Origin of the sequence: Novosphingobium sp. JCM 18896, from assembly GCF_025938095.1 — a bacterium.
Classification (GTDB): Bacteria; Pseudomonadota; Alphaproteobacteria; order Sphingomonadales; family Sphingomonadaceae; genus Novosphingobium.
The window spans coordinates 90,770-107,499 of sequence record NZ_JAPCZF010000006.1 but is presented as its reverse complement, the minus strand read 5'-3'; the positions used below and the strand labels follow the sequence as shown (position 1 = coordinate 107,499).

Here is a 16,730-nt window from a genome sequence, read left to right as displayed (position 1 = left end):
GCGGTGGGTCCTTCAGATGACGGCGTTGGAAAGCGGCTTGGCGGTGGCGGTCTTGCCCATCGGCTTGGCCGGGGCGCCGACCGCGGTGGCGCCCGCGGGAATGTCGCTGAGGACGACGGCATTGGCGCCGATCGAGGCATTGGGTCCGATCGTCACGTCGCCGACGATGACGGCGCCGGCGGCGAGATAGACGCCGTCGCCGATGATCGGGATGCCGCCGGCCGCGCGAGAGCGTTTGCCGATCGTGACGTTCTGCAGGATCGTCACGCCGTCGCCCATCGCGCATTCGCCGATGACGATGCCATAGGGATGCGGCACGTAGAGGCCCTGGCCAATGCTGGCGGCGATGGCGATCTCGGCGCCGAAGCTGCGGCAGGTCCACCACCACCAGATCCGGCCCATCGCGCGGCCGACGATCGGCAGGCGGTAGAGCCGGTCCTGGATGCGGCGTGCGAGCACGAACTGGAAGCCCGGCATCAGGAAGATCATGCGCAGGGTGAAAGCCCAGGTGACCGCGCGGCCTTCGGAGGCGGCATAGCGCGCGAGGTCGCTACGCACGGCGGCGCGGAAAGAGGGCCGCGGCGGTGTCGGGGGGCGGCCGTGCATCATCCGACGATCAATTCAAGGGTTCGTTCGGCGCAGTTGCGCCAGTTGAACGCCTTGGCTCGCTCTCGCCCCTTCAGTCTTATGTTTTCTGACAGTTTTTCATCGTCGAGCAGGGCTTCGACCTGGCTCGCGATCGAGCCAACGTCCTCTGCATCGCAGTAAATTGCTGCATCGCCGCATCGCTCGAGTAGCGACGGAATCGTCGATGAGACCACGGGCACCCCGCAGGCCATGGCCTCGATTGGCGGCAGCGGCGAAGCCTCGTAGAGCGAGGGGAACATGAATACGCTCGCGCCTTTGTAGTACTGTACGAGGCGGTCGGTGTCGTTGATCTGGCCGGCGAAGACGATCTTGTCGGCGATGTCGGGATCGATCGTCAGATCGGACTGCTCGAGCGAGGCGGCGGTGCCGCCGACGAAGACCGTGCGCTGCCCGCGCCGGCGTGCCAGATCGCAGGCGACCTCGAACATCCGCGGGAAGTTCTTCCGCTTGCTGAGGCTGCCGACATAGAGGACATAGCCGGGCTCGGGCAGGTCGGCCAGCGCCGGCGCGGCGGTGTCGACCGAGGCTGCGAGGCCCCCGTTCTGCACCGCGGTGATGCGCGGTGAAATGTGCGGATAACGCGACGTAATCGCGGTTTTCTCGGAGTTTGAGACGGTGATGACGTGGTCCGCATGGCGGAAGATCGTCGGCGTCAGGACGTTGTAGACCGCGCGGAACGGCAGGCTGTAGGCGGTTGGGAAATAGAGGTACGAGAGGTCGTGCACGCAGACGACGACACGCGGCTTGCCGAGCAGCGAGGCGATCGGCGCGGTGTTGCCGGGGCAGAACAGCGCGTCGCCCTTGAAGGCGCGCGGCAGGACCATCTGCTCCCAGGCGTGGCCCGCCGCCGAGCCGACGCTGCGCACCGCGATGTTGCGATAGATGGGGCTAGGGCCGTTCAGTTCAGGACAGAGAATCTCCAGGCTGACGTCGCTCCGCTCGTCGAGCAGGTCGTCGAGCGCGCGAGTCACCTCGTGGGCATAGCGCTGCACACCGGTGACCGGTTGGGTCAAAAATCGGCCGTTGATAACGACATGCATCCAGACGAACGCCCTGATTCCAAGTGTGCGCAGCAAACGATTTATGCTGCAGTGCACACTACAGGGTGCCGGAGAGCTCCGTCAGCCGATTTGCGCTGACCTGCCATGAATAGCCGGTAGCCCGAAGCCGGGCCGCGCTCGTTAATCTGGCGTGCAGGTGATCGTCGTCGAAGACCCGGCGCATGGACTCGGCAATCGCCTGCTGATCGCGCGGATCGAAATAGAGCGCGGACTCGCCGCAGACCTCGCGCACCACGGGAATATGGCTGGCGAGCACCGGAATCCCCAGGTGCATCGCTTCGAGCGGGGGGATGCCGAACCCCTCGTAGATGCTGGGGAACACGAGCGCGTGGGCGCCCTTGTAGAGCGCCGCGAGCTCGCGATCGCTGACGCGGCCGGCGAGGATCACCTTGCCAGGCAGGTCGCTTGGCGTGTCGTTGGCGAAAACGTCGACCTTGGCGCCGACGATGACCAATTGCTCGTCGGGCTTCGCGCAATCGAGGAAGGCGCGGATGGCCATGGGGATGTTCTTGTTCGGCGCGAAGGATCCGACCATCAGCAGATAGCGCGAACCGCCGAGCCCCAGCCGTTCGGTGATCGCGGGATCGGGCGCGATGCGATCGAGATGATCGGCCGCGTTCGGGATCACCGTGACGCGCGCCGGATCGAGCGCGAGGATCGCGGCGAGTTCTTCGCGGGAAAATTGCGATACCGAGGCGATCCGCGCCCGCTTCGCCAGCACGCGATCGAGCGTCTGGTGGAACAGCCGATAGGTGCGCGAGAAATGGTCGGGATGGCGGAAGACCCAACCATCGTGGAGCACCACGAGCGACCGCGGATGCAGCACCGGCCCCGAATTGCACAGGTTGAGCAACGCGCCGCGCCGTGCGGCCGCGAACAGTTCGATCTGTTCCCAGGCGTGCCCGTTCAGCCGGCCGACCGTGGCGAAGCCGATATTGCGCAGCCAGTCGGGTCGCGCGACGCCGTACGGTGCCAGCAGGCAGAAGCTCTCGGCGTCAGGCGTTGCATCGAGCGCGCGGACGATCTCGATCGCGAAGCGCTCTACGCCGGTCACGGTTCGGGTGAGGAACCGCCCGTTGATGTAGATCACGCCTCGCTCCGCGCGGGCACCGGCATCGCGCCACCTTCGCCGGCTTCGCTGCGCACGATGCCGCGCAGGTGGATCAAGCGCGACACGATCAGGATCGCCGCGGTCGCCGCAGCGCCCAGGCCGCTGCCGATCAGGCCGAACAGCGAGATCCCGACGAAGGCGCAGGCCAGCGAGAGGAACACGCCGGCGACGTTGCTCGCCGCATAGTAGCGGTCGCGGCCGCTGCTGGTGATGCAGACGTTGAGCAGGTCCGATCCCGCGCGCAGCACCGAGGCGAGCAGAAGGCAGCCGAACAGTTCGCGCTCGCGCGGGAAGTGGCCGCTCTTGTCGAAGACGAAGACCAGTTCCATCGCCACGAACATCAGCGCCGCGAGGCCCAGCGACACGACGATCGCCTTGAGCAGTTCGCTCTTCACCAGCCGGCTCCAAAGCGCCATGTCGCGCTGGCCATAGGCCTTGACCAGCCGCGGCAGCGCGAGCTGAACCACCGAGGCCTGCATCAAGGTCTGCAGCGCGTTCGCCAGTGACCAGTAGAAGGTGTAGATGCCCGTCGCGGTCAGGCCGAGCAGGCCCGAGACCATGTAGCGGTCGAGGTAGATCAGCCCGACGATGCCGAGGTCGCTCAGATAGATGTACCACGACCGGCTCAGGCGGTCGCGAATCCAACCACGATCGACCGGGTCGGCGAGTCGTTCCCAGACCGGCCAGGCGCGCAGGAAGCGCGCCATCAGCGCCAGGCTCAGCAGGTGCCCGCCGATCCAGAAGGCGCAGAGCGCGTCGAGCGAGCGCAGGTCGTGCCAGGCCATGCCGGCGGCCACCGCGATCGGTACCCAGAGCGCCGAGCGGACGAAGACGACGACATTGGCCTGGGTGGCGAGTTCGAGCCCGATCAGCGGGAGGTAGAGGTCGAGCGCCAAGGTCTCGAGCCAGATCAGTGCCAGGACCAGCAACCACAGCGGCCGCCATTCGATACCGGTCACGCTCGCGGCGATTGCGGCGACGATCGTCAGCAGGCTCAGCGAGACGAAGGTGACCGTCAGCCGGGTCTTGACCAACCCGGCTGCGGCGTCGGGCGTCCGGCCGACGACCTCGCGCGCGACGAAATAGTTGAGCCCCCAGCCGATCAGCGCGGGCGCGACGCCCACGGCGCCGAGCAGCAGGCCATAGATGCCCGCGGCCTGCAGCCCGAGGTAGCTGACCACGTAGAACGACAGGCCGAAACGGAAGGCGAGCGTGGCGGCGCGCAGGACGAGGTTGAGGCCTCCCCCTGTGGCCAATCGGCGAAGGCGCGACGACATCATGCCGCGGCTTTCTCTGCCATGCGGGGCTCCTTCTCAAGCCCCTCGCGGGGCGTGCGTCGATAGCCAGCGTCAACGTACCGCACGCGGGCTTGCGGCAGCCGTTTCTATTGCATAGCACGCAATGATGCAATGCAGCATAAGCATCATTCAACGAAGATCGGGCAGTCTTCTATGAAGATATTGGTTGTAGGTAAATTCTACACTCCGTTCCGTGGGGGGATTGAGGAGGTTACCCAGATTGTCGCCGAGTATGCTGCCAAGTATCATGATGTCACGGTTCTGGTGAATAATCATGAATCGGGAGAATCTTCCGAAGTTATAAATGGCGTAACCGTCATACGGCGCAATCAGGACCTGTTTTTAAAGGGTCAGCCGATTTCTTTCGGCATGTTTCGCGGAGTCCGCTTCGCCGACTACGACCTGATCAACTTCCATTCGCCGAACCCCTTCACCACCGCGCTGTTCCTGCTCCAGGGGCTGGGCCGCAAGGTGCCGCCGGTGGTGGTGATCCATCACATGGAGATCTTCGGCCGCAAGCTGCTGCGCGCATTGTCGCTGCCCTTCGTGCGTCACCTCGTCCGCCGGTCGAAGACCGTGATCGTCACGTCGAAGAAGAACCTGGAGGTGTCGCGCGATCTGCCGCGGCATGCGAACTATCAGGTCGTTCCGCTGGGTATCAAACCCGAGGAGTACCAGCTCGATGCCGAGCTCATCGAGGAGGCGAAGGCTTGGCGCCGCGAGCTCTCGGGTGATGCGCCGCTGATCGGCTTCGTCGGCCGGATCGCGCGCTACAAGGGCCTCGGCGTGCTGCTCCACGCGCTGGTCACGCTGCCCGGCGTCCATGCCGTGATCGGCGGTACGGGCGAGTATTACGACGAGATCCAGCGCATCGCGCGCGAGCTGAACATCACCGACCGCGTGCACTTCCTCGGCCGCATCTCGCACCGCGAGAAACTGCGGCTGCTCGCCGCGATCGATCTCTTCGCCTTCCCGTCGAACGAGATCACCGAGGCCTTCGGACTTTCGCAGGTCGAAGCGATGATCTGCGGCGCTCCGGTGGTCGCCACCAACCTGCCGACGGGTGTCACCGACGTGTCGATCGATCGGGTGACTGCCCTGCTCGCCGAGCCGGGTGACGTTGCCTCATTTGCGCACTGTTTGCGGACGATGCTCGATGATCCCAAGCTGGCCGCCGATCTGGCGGCGCGGGCGAAAGTGCACGTCATGGAAAATCTGACCGCCGACAAGGTCTCCGCACGAACGCTGGAAGTGTTTCATGCGGCCATAAAATGAGGGATGCCCATGGAAGGGACGAGAGATCCACCGGGCAGCGCTAGGGCCAAGAAGGTCCTGCATGTCTGCGATACGGTGGCGGGTGGAACGGGTACATATCTGACCGAGCTGCTCACGCGCCAGCTCGCGCTCTACGGTGCCGGCAACGTGATCCTGTTCATCCCCCAGGATCACGCGCACTATCTTGAGCCGGAACTGCGCAATTCGGCGGTGACGCTCGAATTCTTCAAGCGCCCCGGGCGCTATCGCGGGCTCGCCAACCTGGCGCTGCGCTATCGCTCGGTCTGGAAACGGCACCGGCCTGACGTCGTCCACGCGCATTCGACGGGGGCGGGGCTGGTGACGCGCCTGTTTCCCCGGCCGAAGGGGGCGCTGGTCTATTGTGCGCACGGCTGGACCTTCGAGATGTCGAAGCGGCCGACAACGCGCAAGCTGTTTGCCATGCTCGAGCGCGTGCTGTCGCGGCGCGCCGATCACATCATCGCGATCTCGCAGTACGAATACGATCGTGGGCTCGAAATCGGCATCGATCCGCAGCGGATCAGCACGATCCTCAACGGGATCACGCGGATGCCGCCCGCCGTAGCGCCGGCCGACTGGGACGATGATCGGCTGAAGCTGCTGTTCGTCGGGCGCTTCGACCGACAGAAGGGCCTCGACGTCCTGCTCGAGGCGGCCGAGCCGCTGGTCGATCGCGTCTGCATCCGCGCCGTCGGCGATCACGTCGTCGGGCCGCGTTCGGCCGGGGTGGTCGAAAGGCCAGGCGTGAGCTTCATGGGCTGGATGAGCCGCGAGGCGGTTACGGCGCAGATGCTCAGCGCCGATCTGCTGGTCATTCCGTCACGCTGGGAGGGTTTCGGCCTCGTCGCGGTCGAGGCGATGCGTTGCAAGCTTCCCGTCGCCGGCTCGGCGGTCGGCGGTCTGAACGAGATCCTCGAGAGCGGGCACTACGGCTTCATGTTCCCCTCGGACAACGTGCTGGCGCTGCGGCGTTTCCTGGGCGAGGTGACGCAGGAGCAGCTCGCCGACTACCGCGAGCGCGCCCACGAACACTTCCTGCTCAACTACACCGCCGAACGGCTCGTCAGCGAGATCGACGATCTCTACGACCGGCTACTGACCACCCAGCCTAGCTAGAGGCACTGGTTCGCCTGGGGGCGCGGCGAGGCCTTGCAGTCCCATTGCGCGGTTTCCGCGCCGCCGGCAAGCCGGCGATAGCGGAAGGCGAGCTTGGTGGCAGTACCGTTGGAGGCATCGCGCATCCCCACGACCTCGCAGGTCGCGAGGCCGCGGCAGAGCGCCAGTGCGCTGAGGGCATAGGTACCCGCGCCGGCCGAGTCCGATACCTGCATGACGAACTTTCCGCCCGCCGGGTCGCGCCGCACGATGCTGTGGCTCGCGAGCGCGCGCGTGCCGGCGCCGACGTCCTTCGGGAAGTTCTTGCCCTGCGCGGCATAGTCGGTGGCTTCACGGCCGGCCGCGGGCACGGGCGGAAGTCCCGCGATCTGTGCCGTCGGCCCCAGCGCATGCGCCGGCGACAGCGCGGCCATCAGCGGCTCGAAGGCTTCGGGCGAAAATGTGCGGCGCGCAAAGGCCTGCGGCCGGCCGAAGCTGCCCGGCCAGCGGAAGAACAGGTGCGTGCCGACCTTGGTCAGCTTCTCCATCTTCGGGCTCCACTTCGCCACGACCCAGTCGGTGTGATAGTGCGTGGCGACGCCGACGCGCGGGTCGACGAAGCCTGACAGGGCGTTGTCGGCGAGCGCCTGCGCCTTGATCCATTGCGCTGGCGACGGGCGCCGGCGGGCCATCGAGCCGTCGCAGGTGAACGAGAACTGGCAGCCGGTCCGGCGTTCGGAACCCTGGAATACGGTCGAGCAGATATCGGCGGGGAAGGCCGGATGCCGCACGCGGTTGAGGATGACCTGGACGACGCTGCTCTGGCCCACCGCGTCGTTGCCGGCTTCGTACCAAGCGCCCGCGGCCAGGCAGTCGCGCGCGAGCGAGCGCGCCTGGGCGTCGCCGCGGAACACGAACGGACGCGCGGCGGTGATCGGTCCGGATACGAAAGGCTGCCGCGCGTTCCGCGCGCGCGCATCGTCGGGACCGATCGGCAGGACCTCGAGCGTTTCGACCGGCGGAAGCAGCGGCGGTGCCTTGGTCGCCGTAGAGACCGTTTCGCGCAGGCTGCTGGTCGAGGTCTTCGCCTGATCGGGCTGCGTCAGGTAGAACGCAGCGGCGATCAGGGCTGCGAGGCCGAGCGTCAGCCCGATCCACAGGCCTGCGCGTGGTCGCCGATGCCAATGCCGGTCCCGCGCGGGCTGGGGCGGCGGCATTGGCGGCGCAGCGGGGCTGCGCGGCGGCGTGTCTTCACTCCTGATGCGCTGCGCGGCGCCGGGCCGGGAGAGGGTGGTGGCGTAGGCCATTGTTTGGGGGCGTGGCCGTCAGGCCCTGGCGCCGCTCAGTAGGCGTTCGGGTGCCAGACCACCCGCGCCGTGTTCACCAGGATCGCCACGTCGCGCCAGATGTTCCAGCCCTGGATATACTCCATGTCGGCGTCGAGGCGGTCGGTCAGGTCCGAGGTGGTGACGGTGTTGCCGCGCAGGCCGCGGACCTGGGCGAGGCCGGTGATTCCGGGCTTGAGCTGGTGGCGCAGCCAATAGGTCTCGTCGACCTGCCAGAACAGCTTTTCGCCGGCGAGCGAGCCCAGCGCGTGCGGCCGCGGGCCGACCAGGCTCATGTCGCCGAGCAGCACGTTGAGCAGCTGCGGCAGTTCGTCGATGCTGGTCGCGCGGATGAAGCGGCCGAGACGCGTGATGCGATCGTCGTCGCGCGAGGTCGAGCGGTTGCCCGAGGCGTCGCAGCTCTCGATCTTCATGCTGCGGAACTTGAGCACTTCGAACAGGCGGTTGCCGCGGCCCACGCGCTGCTGGCGGAAGAACACCGGGCCCGGCGAGTCGATCTTGATGGCGATCGCGACGAGCACCATCGGCACGAACAGCGCGATGATCAGCGGCACCGACACGGCGATGTCGAGCATGCGCTTCTGCATGCGGTGCGCGAGGCTCAGCGGCTGGCGCGCGACCTGCAGCGTGTCCTGGCCGTGGAACTTGCCCATGCCGATGGCGCCGAGGTGGTTGGCCTGCTCGACGAAGATCTCGCCGTTGATGTTCGCGCCCTTGAGCATCAGCGCCCATGCGCGATGATATTCGGGATCGCTGTCGATGAGCACGCGATCGAAGGCGGAGACCACCGTGCCGAACAGGTGCATCGTATAAGGATCGTGCAGGTCGGGGATCAGATTGGCGCGATCGGCGTCGAGGATCACGGCGCCCTTGCGCTCGATGCTTGGAGCCTTGCCGTGGACGATGATCAGTTCGTCGATCAGCGTGCCGTTCGCCGCGCGCCGCGCATAGATCGGGAAAAGCGCGCGTCCCAGCACCAGGAAGAAGGTGCTCGTCACCGCCACGATGCCGAAGTTCAGCCGCGAGATTCCGCTGCTGTCCTTGAAGAAGAAGGCCACCATCAGGATGATCAGCAGCGACATCGACAGCGAGATCAGGCCGTCGCGCACCGCGCAGAGGCTGCTGCCCAAGGTTTCGATCGAATAGCCCCCGCGCAGCATCGACAGGATCGCGTAGATCAAGAATATCGCGGTCGAGCTGTAGAAATTGCTCGGCGGCAAGCCCGCTACGGTCGCGACGATGTTCGGAACGAGCGGTGCGGCGATCAGAAGAAACATGTCGAGCGCAAATAGCTCGATATAGAGCTTCAGGCGCAGTGTCTTCTTCGACAGGCCTCCGGCGCGATTGGGGATCGCGGCCAGGGCAGCGGCGTCGATTTCAAGTTGATGCTGAACCGTCACAGGAGCTCCGCGATTGTCTCGACCCGCCTAAACCGCAATTTGTGCAGTGCAGCGAGGTTACCCCGCTCGAGACGCGAATGCTAGGACCCCGCCACTCGGGTTGTCCGCTATAAGGGCACAAGTGATCGCAGGCTTCCTGACGCCCAGATGAACGAAGGTCGTCGACTCGTTAATCCAGCCGCAGCCGGAATGGCCGGTCAGAAAATCAGCAGATAGAGCCCGATGAGCACGCCGATCATGGCCAGCGGCCCGGCGGCACGGGATACGAACTGGACGATCGATTCGGCCTGTTCGACGGGGGATTTTTCGGCGGGCTGCGGCGCAGGCTTGGCACGCGTATTGAACGCACCCGATGCGGATGCATCGCGGTTTGCCGATCCCTCTGCGATAGTATCGTCGGACGGCAACGCGTCACCGCCGTGCAGATCGCGCTGCACCATGCCCAACCTTTCCATGCATCCCGAATCCCGCAATCGGGATTATTAACCGCGAATACGCGAAAACGCGGCAACTTGCCATTGAAAATGCACGGTTCGTCGGAGGCAGCCCGAGGAGCTTTCCGACAGGTCGCGGATCAGAGCGCGAACCAGCCCATCATCGCGACCGTGCCGAGCAGGGCCACCACGCCAGCACCACGCGAAACGGCCTGGATCAGCTGTTCCGCGATGGGGAGTTCTGCCGTGCGCGACGCCGTTGCAACGAAGGCTCCACGCGAGCGACCGGCTTCTGCGACGGCAACGACGATCTTGTCCTGAGCGCTCATGGTGCTTCCTTGGCAATGCGATGGTTTGATCGCCTGATACCGGCCAAAGGTCGCGCTTCGGTGCAGGTCTGTGGTTAAAATCGCCTTATCGCGCCCATAGGGCACTTCGTCGTCCACTGCGGCCGGGGGCTGCAGAAGGCTTGCAAGGCGAATTCGTCGAGCCGAGCGCATGTTGCGCCGCAGCGCGCGAAGAGCTTGTTTTCGTGTCGTGCTACTGTGCTAAGCCGCACAGATGAGCGACAAGATCCCCGTACTCGTGACCGGCGGCGCCGGCTACATCGGCAGCCATGCCGTCCTCGCCCTGACCGACGCTGGCTGGCCCGTCGCCGTGATCGACAACCTGTCGACCGGCTTCCGCTGGGCGGTGCCCGACGGTGTGCCGTTCTATGAAGGCGACATCGAGGACGGCGATCTGCTCGCACGCATTTTCGCCGAGCAGGGCACGCGCGCGATCATGCATTTCGCCGGCTCGATCATCGTGCCCGAGTCGGTCGAGAACCCGCTCAAGTATTACCACAACAACACCGCCAAGAGCCGCAGCCTGCTGGCCGCGGCGGTCGCGGCCGGGGTGCCGCATTTCATTTTCAGCTCGACCGCGGCGACTTACGGCATTCCCGAAGTCTCGCCGGTGACCGAGGCCTCGCCCAAGCTGCCGATCAATCCCTATGGCATGTCGAAGCTGATGACCGAACTGATGCTGGCCGACACCGCTGCGGCCCATCCGATCAATTTCTGCGCGCTGCGCTATTTCAACGTGGCCGGCGCCGATCCGCAGGCGCGCAGCGGCCAGTCGACCGCCGGCGCGACGCATCTGATCAAGGTCGCGGTCGAGGCGGCGCTGGGCAAGCGCAGCTACGTCGGCGTGTTCGGCAGCGACTACGCGACGCCCGACGGCACCGGCGTGCGCGATTACATCCACGTTTCAGACCTTGCCCAGGCGCATGTCCTGGCGCTTGGCGCGCTGATCGCCGAGCCTGTGCGCTCGCTGACGATGAACTGCGGCTATGGTCGTGGCTTTTCGGTCCTCGAGGTGCTCGACGCGGTCGACCGCGTCACCGGGCAGACCATCACGCGCGAGATCGGTCCGCGCCGTGCCGGCGATCCCGACAGCCTGATCGCGGATAACAACCAGATCCGCGCGACCTTGCCCTGGGTGCCCCAGCATGCGGACCTCGATACCATCGTCGAGCATGCCTTGGCCTGGGAGCGAAAGCTCTCCGAACGCGGCTGATATCGCCGGCACGCGGGTGATCCCGCCCCGGCGATGCCGTCGTGCGGGGCGTGATTGCCGTTGATCTGACCGTTTTCTTAGCGCAGGCTCTCGTCATTCAAGAAGAGACGATCGGGAGTGCGTGCGATGAAAATGGAAGACATGGTGCTGATCAGCGTCGACGATCACATCACCGAACCCGCCGAGGTGTTCGACAACCAGCTCTCGGGTGAGGACTACGCCACGGCTCCCAAGCTGCGCGAGCGTGAGAACGGCGCGAACTACTGGGAATACCAGGGCATGCAGATGGGCTCGGTCGCGCTCAATGCCGTGGTCGGCCGCCCGCGCGAGGAATACGGCTTCGAGCCGACCAACCTCAACCAGCTGCGCAAGGGCTGCTACGACGTTCACGCGCGCATCGACGACATGGACGTCGGCGGCATCGCGGCTTCGATGAACTTCTCCAGCCTCGCGCAGATGGACGGCGGCGTCTACCTCCAGGCGCCCGACAAGAAGCAGTCGCTGACCCACCTGCGCGCCTACAACGACTGGCACATCGACGAGTGGTGCGGCGCCTATCCCGATCGCTTCATCCCGTTGGGCCTGCTGCCGCTGTGGGATCCGCAGCTGATGGCCGACGAGGTCAAGCGCCTGGCCGCCAAGGGCTGCCACGCCGTGGTGTTCAACGATAACCCGACCAAGCGCGGCCTGCCCAGCGTCCACAGCGACCATTGGGAGCCGTTCTGGAAGGCCTTGGTGGACAACGACACCACGGTTTGCCTGCACATCGGCTGCGGCAACGTCAGTCCGCACCCGTCGATGGAATCGCCGATCGAGGTGAACATCGCGACGATGCCGATGGCCGTGGCTTTCGGTGCCGCCGACTGGATGAATCTGGCCGCGCTGCACCGCTATCCGACGATGAAGGTGGCGCTGTCCGAAAGCGGCATCGGCTGGATCCCCTATCTGACCGAGCGCGCTGACTACAGCCACGAGCAGCACGGTGCCTGGACCCATTCGAACACCTATTTCGGCGACATGAAGCCCAGCGAGGTGTTCCGCCGCAACTTCACCTCTTGCTTCATCGACGATGCCTATGGCCTGCGCAATCTCGACCTCATCGGCGAGGATCGCGTGATGTTCGAGACCGATTATCCGCACTCGGACACGCCCTGGCCCTACGCTCCCGAAGTGCTGTGGAAGTCGGTCCAGCACCTCAGCGACGAGGCGATCGACCTGATCACCCATCGCAACGCCATGCGCGAGTTCAGGTTCAACCCGTTCAAGGAGAACACCCGCGAGACGCTCAACGTCGGCGCGCTGCGTGCCAAGGCCGCGGCCAAGGGCGTCGACGTCTCGATCAAGTCGCAGAGCGGCGAGCGTCCGGCCCAGGTCGGCGAAGTCCGTCCGGTGACCTCGGGCGACGTGATGGCCATGTTCACGCGTCACGCCGAGCCGGCCGACGCCTGATTACGATTGGCGGCCCGGTTTCGACCGGGCCGCTTTCCCTTCGCTGTGGAAGGGCCTAAACCGCTCCGCATGAAGACGAGCGTGATCCTCTCCGCGGTCGGCGGCGACCGCCCCGGCCTGACCCAGGGCCTCGCCGAAGCGGTGTTCAGCGCCGGCGGCAATTGGCTCGAAAGCCAGCTCAGCCATCTCGGCGGCAAATATGTCGGTGCGATCCTCGTCGAACTCGACGCCGCGCGGATCGGCGAACTCGAGGCGGCCGTCGCGCGGCTCAACGCCGGGGGCTTGCACGTCGCGATCGTGCCCACGGGCGGCGAGGTGGTGGTCGAAGGCAAGCCACTATGGTTCGAACTCGTCGGTCAGGACCGACCGGGCATCGTCCACGAGGTGACCGCGGTGCTCGCCGGGCTCGGCGTCAATATCGAGGACTTCACCACGCGCACCGAGGTCGGCTCGATGTCCGCCGAGCAGCTGTTCCGCGCCACGGCGCGGCTGACCGTTCCCGATGCGACCACGCCCGAGGCGGTCCAGAACGCGCTCGAGGCGATCTCGGGCGAGATCATGGTCGATTTCACGATCAAGCCGGCCTGACGCCGAACGCGATCGCGCATCAGCGTCCCAGCAGCGCGATCTGGCCTTTGACGAGGTCGAGGTTGTAGGTCGCAAGGTGGCTGCCGCGGCCGGCGACGCTGCCCTCCAGCTCGGGGCGTTCGCCGATCTCCAGGCAGCGTTCCCAACAGGTCACCGCGAGCGGCAGCCAGTGGTCGAGCGCGTCCGCCGGATCGAGCAGCGCCCGGTCGAGCGCGAGATTGCCGACCACGAAGTAGAAGTCGGGCGATTCGTTCATCGCCTCCATATGCGCCTGGGCGAGCGAGAGCCCGTCATCGACGCGGCCGGCCTGGCCCAGCGAATGGAGCAGGCGGATCAGCAGATCGTGGAACCAGCTCGCCTCGAGCCGGGTGTCCGTCAGCGCTCTCTCGTACCACTCGCAGGCCTGGACATATTCGCCGCGGCCTTCGGCTTCGACGCCGAGCTGATAGGCGACATATTCGTCGTCCGGCCGCTCGGCGATGTCGCGCAGCAGCAGGTTGCGGTTGCGATCACGCTTGGTTTCGAGCTGGGCATCGCGGAAGCCGTCGTGGCCGAGGTGTATTTCCAGCCGTTCGCGCGGCAGCGGCGAGGCGACCTGTTCGTGGACGCGGCCCTCGAAGCGGGCGCCACGCGGAATCACGCGCGTGGACCAGGATCGCGCCACCGTGACCGCTCCGGCCGCGCTATCGTCGAAGGCGTGATTGATCAGGACGCGGCCGAGCCTTGGCCCTGCGGCGCACCAGGGGCGCAGCAGTTCGCCGCCACGCTCGATGTGCTCGTCGGCGTCGATGACGAGGTGCCAGTCGGCATCGGCGAGTTCGAGCGCGCGATTGCGTGCGATAGAGAAGTCGTCGGGCCAGTCGAAATGCTGGACTTCGGCGCCGGCCTGGCGCGCGAGTTGCTGAGTGCCGTCGGTCGAACCGGTATCGAGCACGAACAGGCGATCGACGAAGGGCCGCACGCTGTCGAGGCAGCGCACGATGCAGCGCGCCTCGTTGCGGGCGATCAGCGTGGCGGCGATCGTCATGGGTTTCAGTCTATCACGATCTCGTGCGGCCGCTCACCCGCCTGGTGACGGCGATACGCCTCGGCGAAGGCGGCCTCGAGATTGCGGGCATAGCCGGCGCTGTCGAACAGCGGCGTGGTCGTGCGGTTCGCGGCGAGGCGCTGGCGCAGCTCGGCGAGGTGCGCGGGATCGGTGGCGAGCGCCAGGATCAGCGCTTCGTAGTCCTCGATCGTCTCGGTCACTAGATCGGGCAGGCCAACCGCGGTTAGCAGGCTGGCGCCGACGCGCGCCGAGAACTGGCGGCCGGCGAGGGTCACGACCGGCAGACCGGCCCAGAGCGCGTCCGAGGCGGTGGTGTGTGCGGTGTAGTTGAAGGTATCGAGGAACAGATCGGCGTGCGCGTGGCGCGCGAGGTGCTCGGCCTGCGGCAGCTTGGGTGCGAAGACCAGGCGTTCAGGCGCCACACCGTGCTTGGCGGCTTCGGCGCGCAGTGCATCGTCGGCCCAGGCGTTCGACTGGAACAGCCAGAGGACGCTGCCCTCGACCTGGTTCAGCAGCCGCATCCACACGGCCCATTCGCGCGGGCCGATCTTGTAGCTCTGGTTGAAGCAGCAGAACACGAAGCCCGTTTCGGGCAGGCCGTGGTCGGCGCGGGTGCCGGCCGTGTCGGCGATGACGCGCTGGTCGTCGTTGCACTGGTAGGAGCCGGGCATCAGCATCAGCGCCTCGCTGAAGCTGTCGGTCTCGCTGGCGGGAACCACGGTGCGGTCGGCCACGGCATAGTCGATGAAGTCGGCGCCGCTGGTCCCCGGGTAGCCGAGGAAGGCGACCTGGACGGGCGCGAGGCGTTCGGCGAAGAGCTGGGTGCGGCCGCCTTGGGTATAGCCCTTGAGATCGACCGCTACGTCGAGCTGGTGCTGGCGCGCAAGCGCGACCACTTCGGCATCGGCCATGTCCTGGACGTCGGTGAAGCTGTCGGTGCAGGCCTTGATCTGCGCGCGCACCGCCTCGTCGACCACGGGGCCATAGGAATAGGCGTGGATCTCGAACTTGCTGCGATCGTGCTCGCGCAGCAGGCCGGCCATCAGGTAGACGGTGGCGTGGGCATGGAAGTCTGCCGAGAAGTAGCCCACGCGGATGCGTCCGTCGGCGGCGGGCTGCGGCTGGGGCAGCGGAGCCTTCGTGCACCCGAAGCTCAGCTGGGTCCAGCCGCGCGAGCGGCGCAGCTGCGCCTGCGGATCGTCCTCGAGGGCCAGCGCGGCCCAGGGCGAGATCGCCGTGTCGGCGCGATCGCGCAGCGCCGGCCAGTCGCCGAGCCGCGACCAGTCGGCCATGTGGAGCTGGTAGAACAGCCGGTGCGCTTCGGCGCCGGCGTGGGCGGGATCGCTGGCGAGGGCTTCGTCGAACAGTGCGATCGCAAGGTCGAGATGGCCCGCAAGCGCTTCGGCCTTGCCCTGTTCTGCCGAAGCTTCGGCATAACCCGGGCGCGCGGCCTTGGCGCGTTCGAACATGGTGCTGGCTTCGTTCGTGCGACCCTGGCGCTTGAGCAGGTTGCCGAGGTTGAGCAGGGCCTCGGGATAGTCGGGACGGATCGCCAGTGCCTTGGCATAGAAGGCATGGGCGCCGGCATAGTCGCCGCGGCCGACCAGCAGGTTGGCGAGGTTGTTGCAGGCCGGGGCGTGATCGGGCTGCAGCGAGAGGACCTGCCGGTAGGCGGTCTCGGCCTCGGCGACGCGGCCGAGCTTGTCGAGCAGCACGGCGAGGTTGTTGCTGGCGTCGGTGTAGTCGTGACGCAACGCCAGAGCCTGGTGATAGGCGGCCAGCGCCTCTTCGTCGCGGCCGCATTCCTTGAGCGCATTGCCCAGGTTGTTACGCGCGATCGCATAGCTCGGATCGAGCGCGGCGGCTTCCTCGTAGAAGGCGATGGCCTCGTCATGACGACCGAGATTGGCGAGCGCCATGCCCAGGTTGTTGCAGATCGCGGGATGGCGCACGCCGCGGGCATGGGCCTCGCGCAATGCGGCTTCGGCGCGGTCCGATTGACCTAGTGTCAAGAAAGCAGCGCCGAGCAGGTTGTGGACGATCGTCGAGCGCGGATAGGGGACGAGCAGACCTTCGGCCATGGCCACGACCTGGGCGAGCCGACCCTGCTCGTAGGCAGCCGAAAGCGCGTCGATCTCGGCCTGGCTCGGTGCGTCGGCGCGCATCATCGCCAGAGCGCGGTTCTTGAACATCTGGTCCATGCCCTTGCGGGCGCGGGTGTTGCCGGGAAACTTCTGCAGGATCGAGCCGTAGACGCGCTCGGCTTCGGCGAAATCGCCGCGCTTTTCAGCGCCGCGGGCCTTGATCATCGCGGTTTCGAGGCTGCTCATAATGCTCGCTGGTCCCTTCGCGACGGCCGGAAGGCCGAAGAATTAAGGGACGTGGTAAACGAGGAT

Annotated in this window: 15 protein-coding genes; 5 read left to right on the top strand and 10 right to left on the bottom strand. The window is 66.3% G+C overall.

Annotation, left to right across the window (positions count from 1 at the left end; genetic code table 11):
- Window positions 1-12: 12 nt before the first annotated feature.
- The 4 genes from epsC to OLX23_RS20350 all read right to left on the bottom strand — a co-directional run bounded on the left by epsC (window position 13) and on the right by OLX23_RS20350 (window position 4,100).
- A complete protein-coding gene (epsC, locus tag OLX23_RS20365; RefSeq protein ID WP_264446964.1) occupies window positions 13-558 on the bottom strand; it encodes a serine O-acetyltransferase EpsC in 546 nt (181 codons plus the stop codon).
- 47 nt (window positions 559-605) lie between these two features.
- Window positions 606-1,661, bottom strand: coding sequence for a glycosyltransferase family 4 protein (locus OLX23_RS20360; protein WP_264446963.1), 1,056 nt, complete (start codon window positions 1,659-1,661; stop codon window positions 606-608).
- Between the two features lie 85 nt (window positions 1,662-1,746).
- The gene (locus tag OLX23_RS20355; protein WP_264446962.1) at window positions 1,747-2,799 is read right to left on the bottom strand and encodes a glycosyltransferase family 4 protein; all 1,053 of its coding nucleotides are present in this window, start codon (window positions 2,797-2,799) and stop codon (window positions 1,747-1,749) included.
- Window positions 2,796-4,100, bottom strand: a complete 1,305-nt coding sequence (locus OLX23_RS20350; protein WP_264446961.1) for a lipopolysaccharide biosynthesis protein — start codon at window positions 4,098-4,100, stop codon at window positions 2,796-2,798. Before OLX23_RS20350 ends, OLX23_RS20355 begins: the two co-directional genes overlap by 4 nt.
- Window positions 4,101-4,229: 129 nt before the next feature.
- Here OLX23_RS20350 and OLX23_RS20345 point away from each other — a divergent pair, with 129 nt between their 5' ends.
- Together OLX23_RS20345 and OLX23_RS20340 are read left to right on the top strand one after the other, a co-directional pair.
- Window positions 4,230-5,393 (top strand): glycosyltransferase, encoded by a 1,164-nt coding sequence (locus tag OLX23_RS20345; protein WP_264446960.1) that lies wholly within the window; start codon window positions 4,230-4,232, stop codon window positions 5,391-5,393.
- 9 nt (window positions 5,394-5,402) lie between these two features.
- Window positions 5,403-6,530 (top strand): glycosyltransferase family 4 protein, encoded by a 1,128-nt coding sequence (locus tag OLX23_RS20340; protein ID WP_264446958.1) that lies wholly within the window; start codon window positions 5,403-5,405, stop codon window positions 6,528-6,530.
- On the opposite strand, the gene OLX23_RS20335 is transcribed toward OLX23_RS20340, so the two are convergent.
- The 4 genes from OLX23_RS20335 to OLX23_RS20320 all read right to left on the bottom strand — a co-directional run bounded on the left by OLX23_RS20335 (window position 6,527) and on the right by OLX23_RS20320 (window position 10,135).
- Entirely contained in the window at window positions 6,527-7,816 is a 1,290-nt protein-coding gene (locus OLX23_RS20335) for a cell wall hydrolase (protein ID WP_264446957.1), read from the bottom strand. The two genes, OLX23_RS20340 and OLX23_RS20335, sit on opposite strands and share 4 nt — an antisense overlap.
- Before the next feature lie 35 nt (window positions 7,817-7,851).
- Window positions 7,852-9,255 carry an exopolysaccharide biosynthesis polyprenyl glycosylphosphotransferase gene (locus OLX23_RS20330; RefSeq protein WP_264446956.1) on the bottom strand — a complete coding sequence of 468 codons (1,404 nt, stop codon included), beginning with the start codon at window positions 9,253-9,255 and terminating at the stop codon, window positions 7,852-7,854.
- Between the two features lie 197 nt (window positions 9,256-9,452).
- Entirely contained in the window at window positions 9,453-9,695 is a 243-nt protein-coding gene (locus OLX23_RS20325; RefSeq protein ID WP_264446954.1) for a hypothetical protein, read from the bottom strand.
- A 134-nt stretch (window positions 9,696-9,829) separates the two neighbouring features.
- A complete protein-coding gene (locus tag OLX23_RS20320; RefSeq protein WP_264446953.1) occupies window positions 9,830-10,135 on the bottom strand; it encodes a hypothetical protein in 306 nt (101 codons plus the stop codon).
- 115 nt (window positions 10,136-10,250) lie between these two features.
- Here OLX23_RS20320 and galE point away from each other — a divergent pair, with 115 nt between their 5' ends.
- The 3 genes from galE to OLX23_RS20305 all read left to right on the top strand — a co-directional run bounded on the left by galE (window position 10,251) and on the right by OLX23_RS20305 (window position 13,286).
- Complete coding sequence (gene galE / locus OLX23_RS20315; RefSeq protein ID WP_264446952.1) at window positions 10,251-11,249, top strand: UDP-glucose 4-epimerase GalE; 999 nt, start codon at window positions 10,251-10,253, stop codon at window positions 11,247-11,249.
- Between the two features lie 126 nt (window positions 11,250-11,375).
- Entirely contained in the window at window positions 11,376-12,698 is a 1,323-nt protein-coding gene (locus OLX23_RS20310) for an amidohydrolase family protein (RefSeq protein WP_264446951.1), read from the top strand.
- 69 nt (window positions 12,699-12,767) lie between these two features.
- The gene (locus OLX23_RS20305; RefSeq protein WP_264446949.1) at window positions 12,768-13,286 is read left to right on the top strand and encodes a glycine cleavage system protein R; all 519 of its coding nucleotides are present in this window, start codon (window positions 12,768-12,770) and stop codon (window positions 13,284-13,286) included.
- 19 nt (window positions 13,287-13,305) lie between these two features.
- Here OLX23_RS20305 and OLX23_RS20300 read toward each other — a convergent pair whose 3' ends face one another.
- Together OLX23_RS20300 and OLX23_RS20295 are read right to left on the bottom strand one after the other, a co-directional pair.
- Complete coding sequence (locus tag OLX23_RS20300) at window positions 13,306-14,313, bottom strand: glycosyltransferase family 2 protein (protein WP_264446948.1); 1,008 nt, start codon at window positions 14,311-14,313, stop codon at window positions 13,306-13,308.
- 5 nt (window positions 14,314-14,318) lie between these two features.
- Window positions 14,319-16,664, bottom strand: a complete 2,346-nt coding sequence (locus tag OLX23_RS20295; protein ID WP_264446947.1) for a tetratricopeptide repeat protein — start codon at window positions 16,662-16,664, stop codon at window positions 14,319-14,321.
- Between the last annotated feature and the right edge of the window lie 66 nt (window positions 16,665-16,730).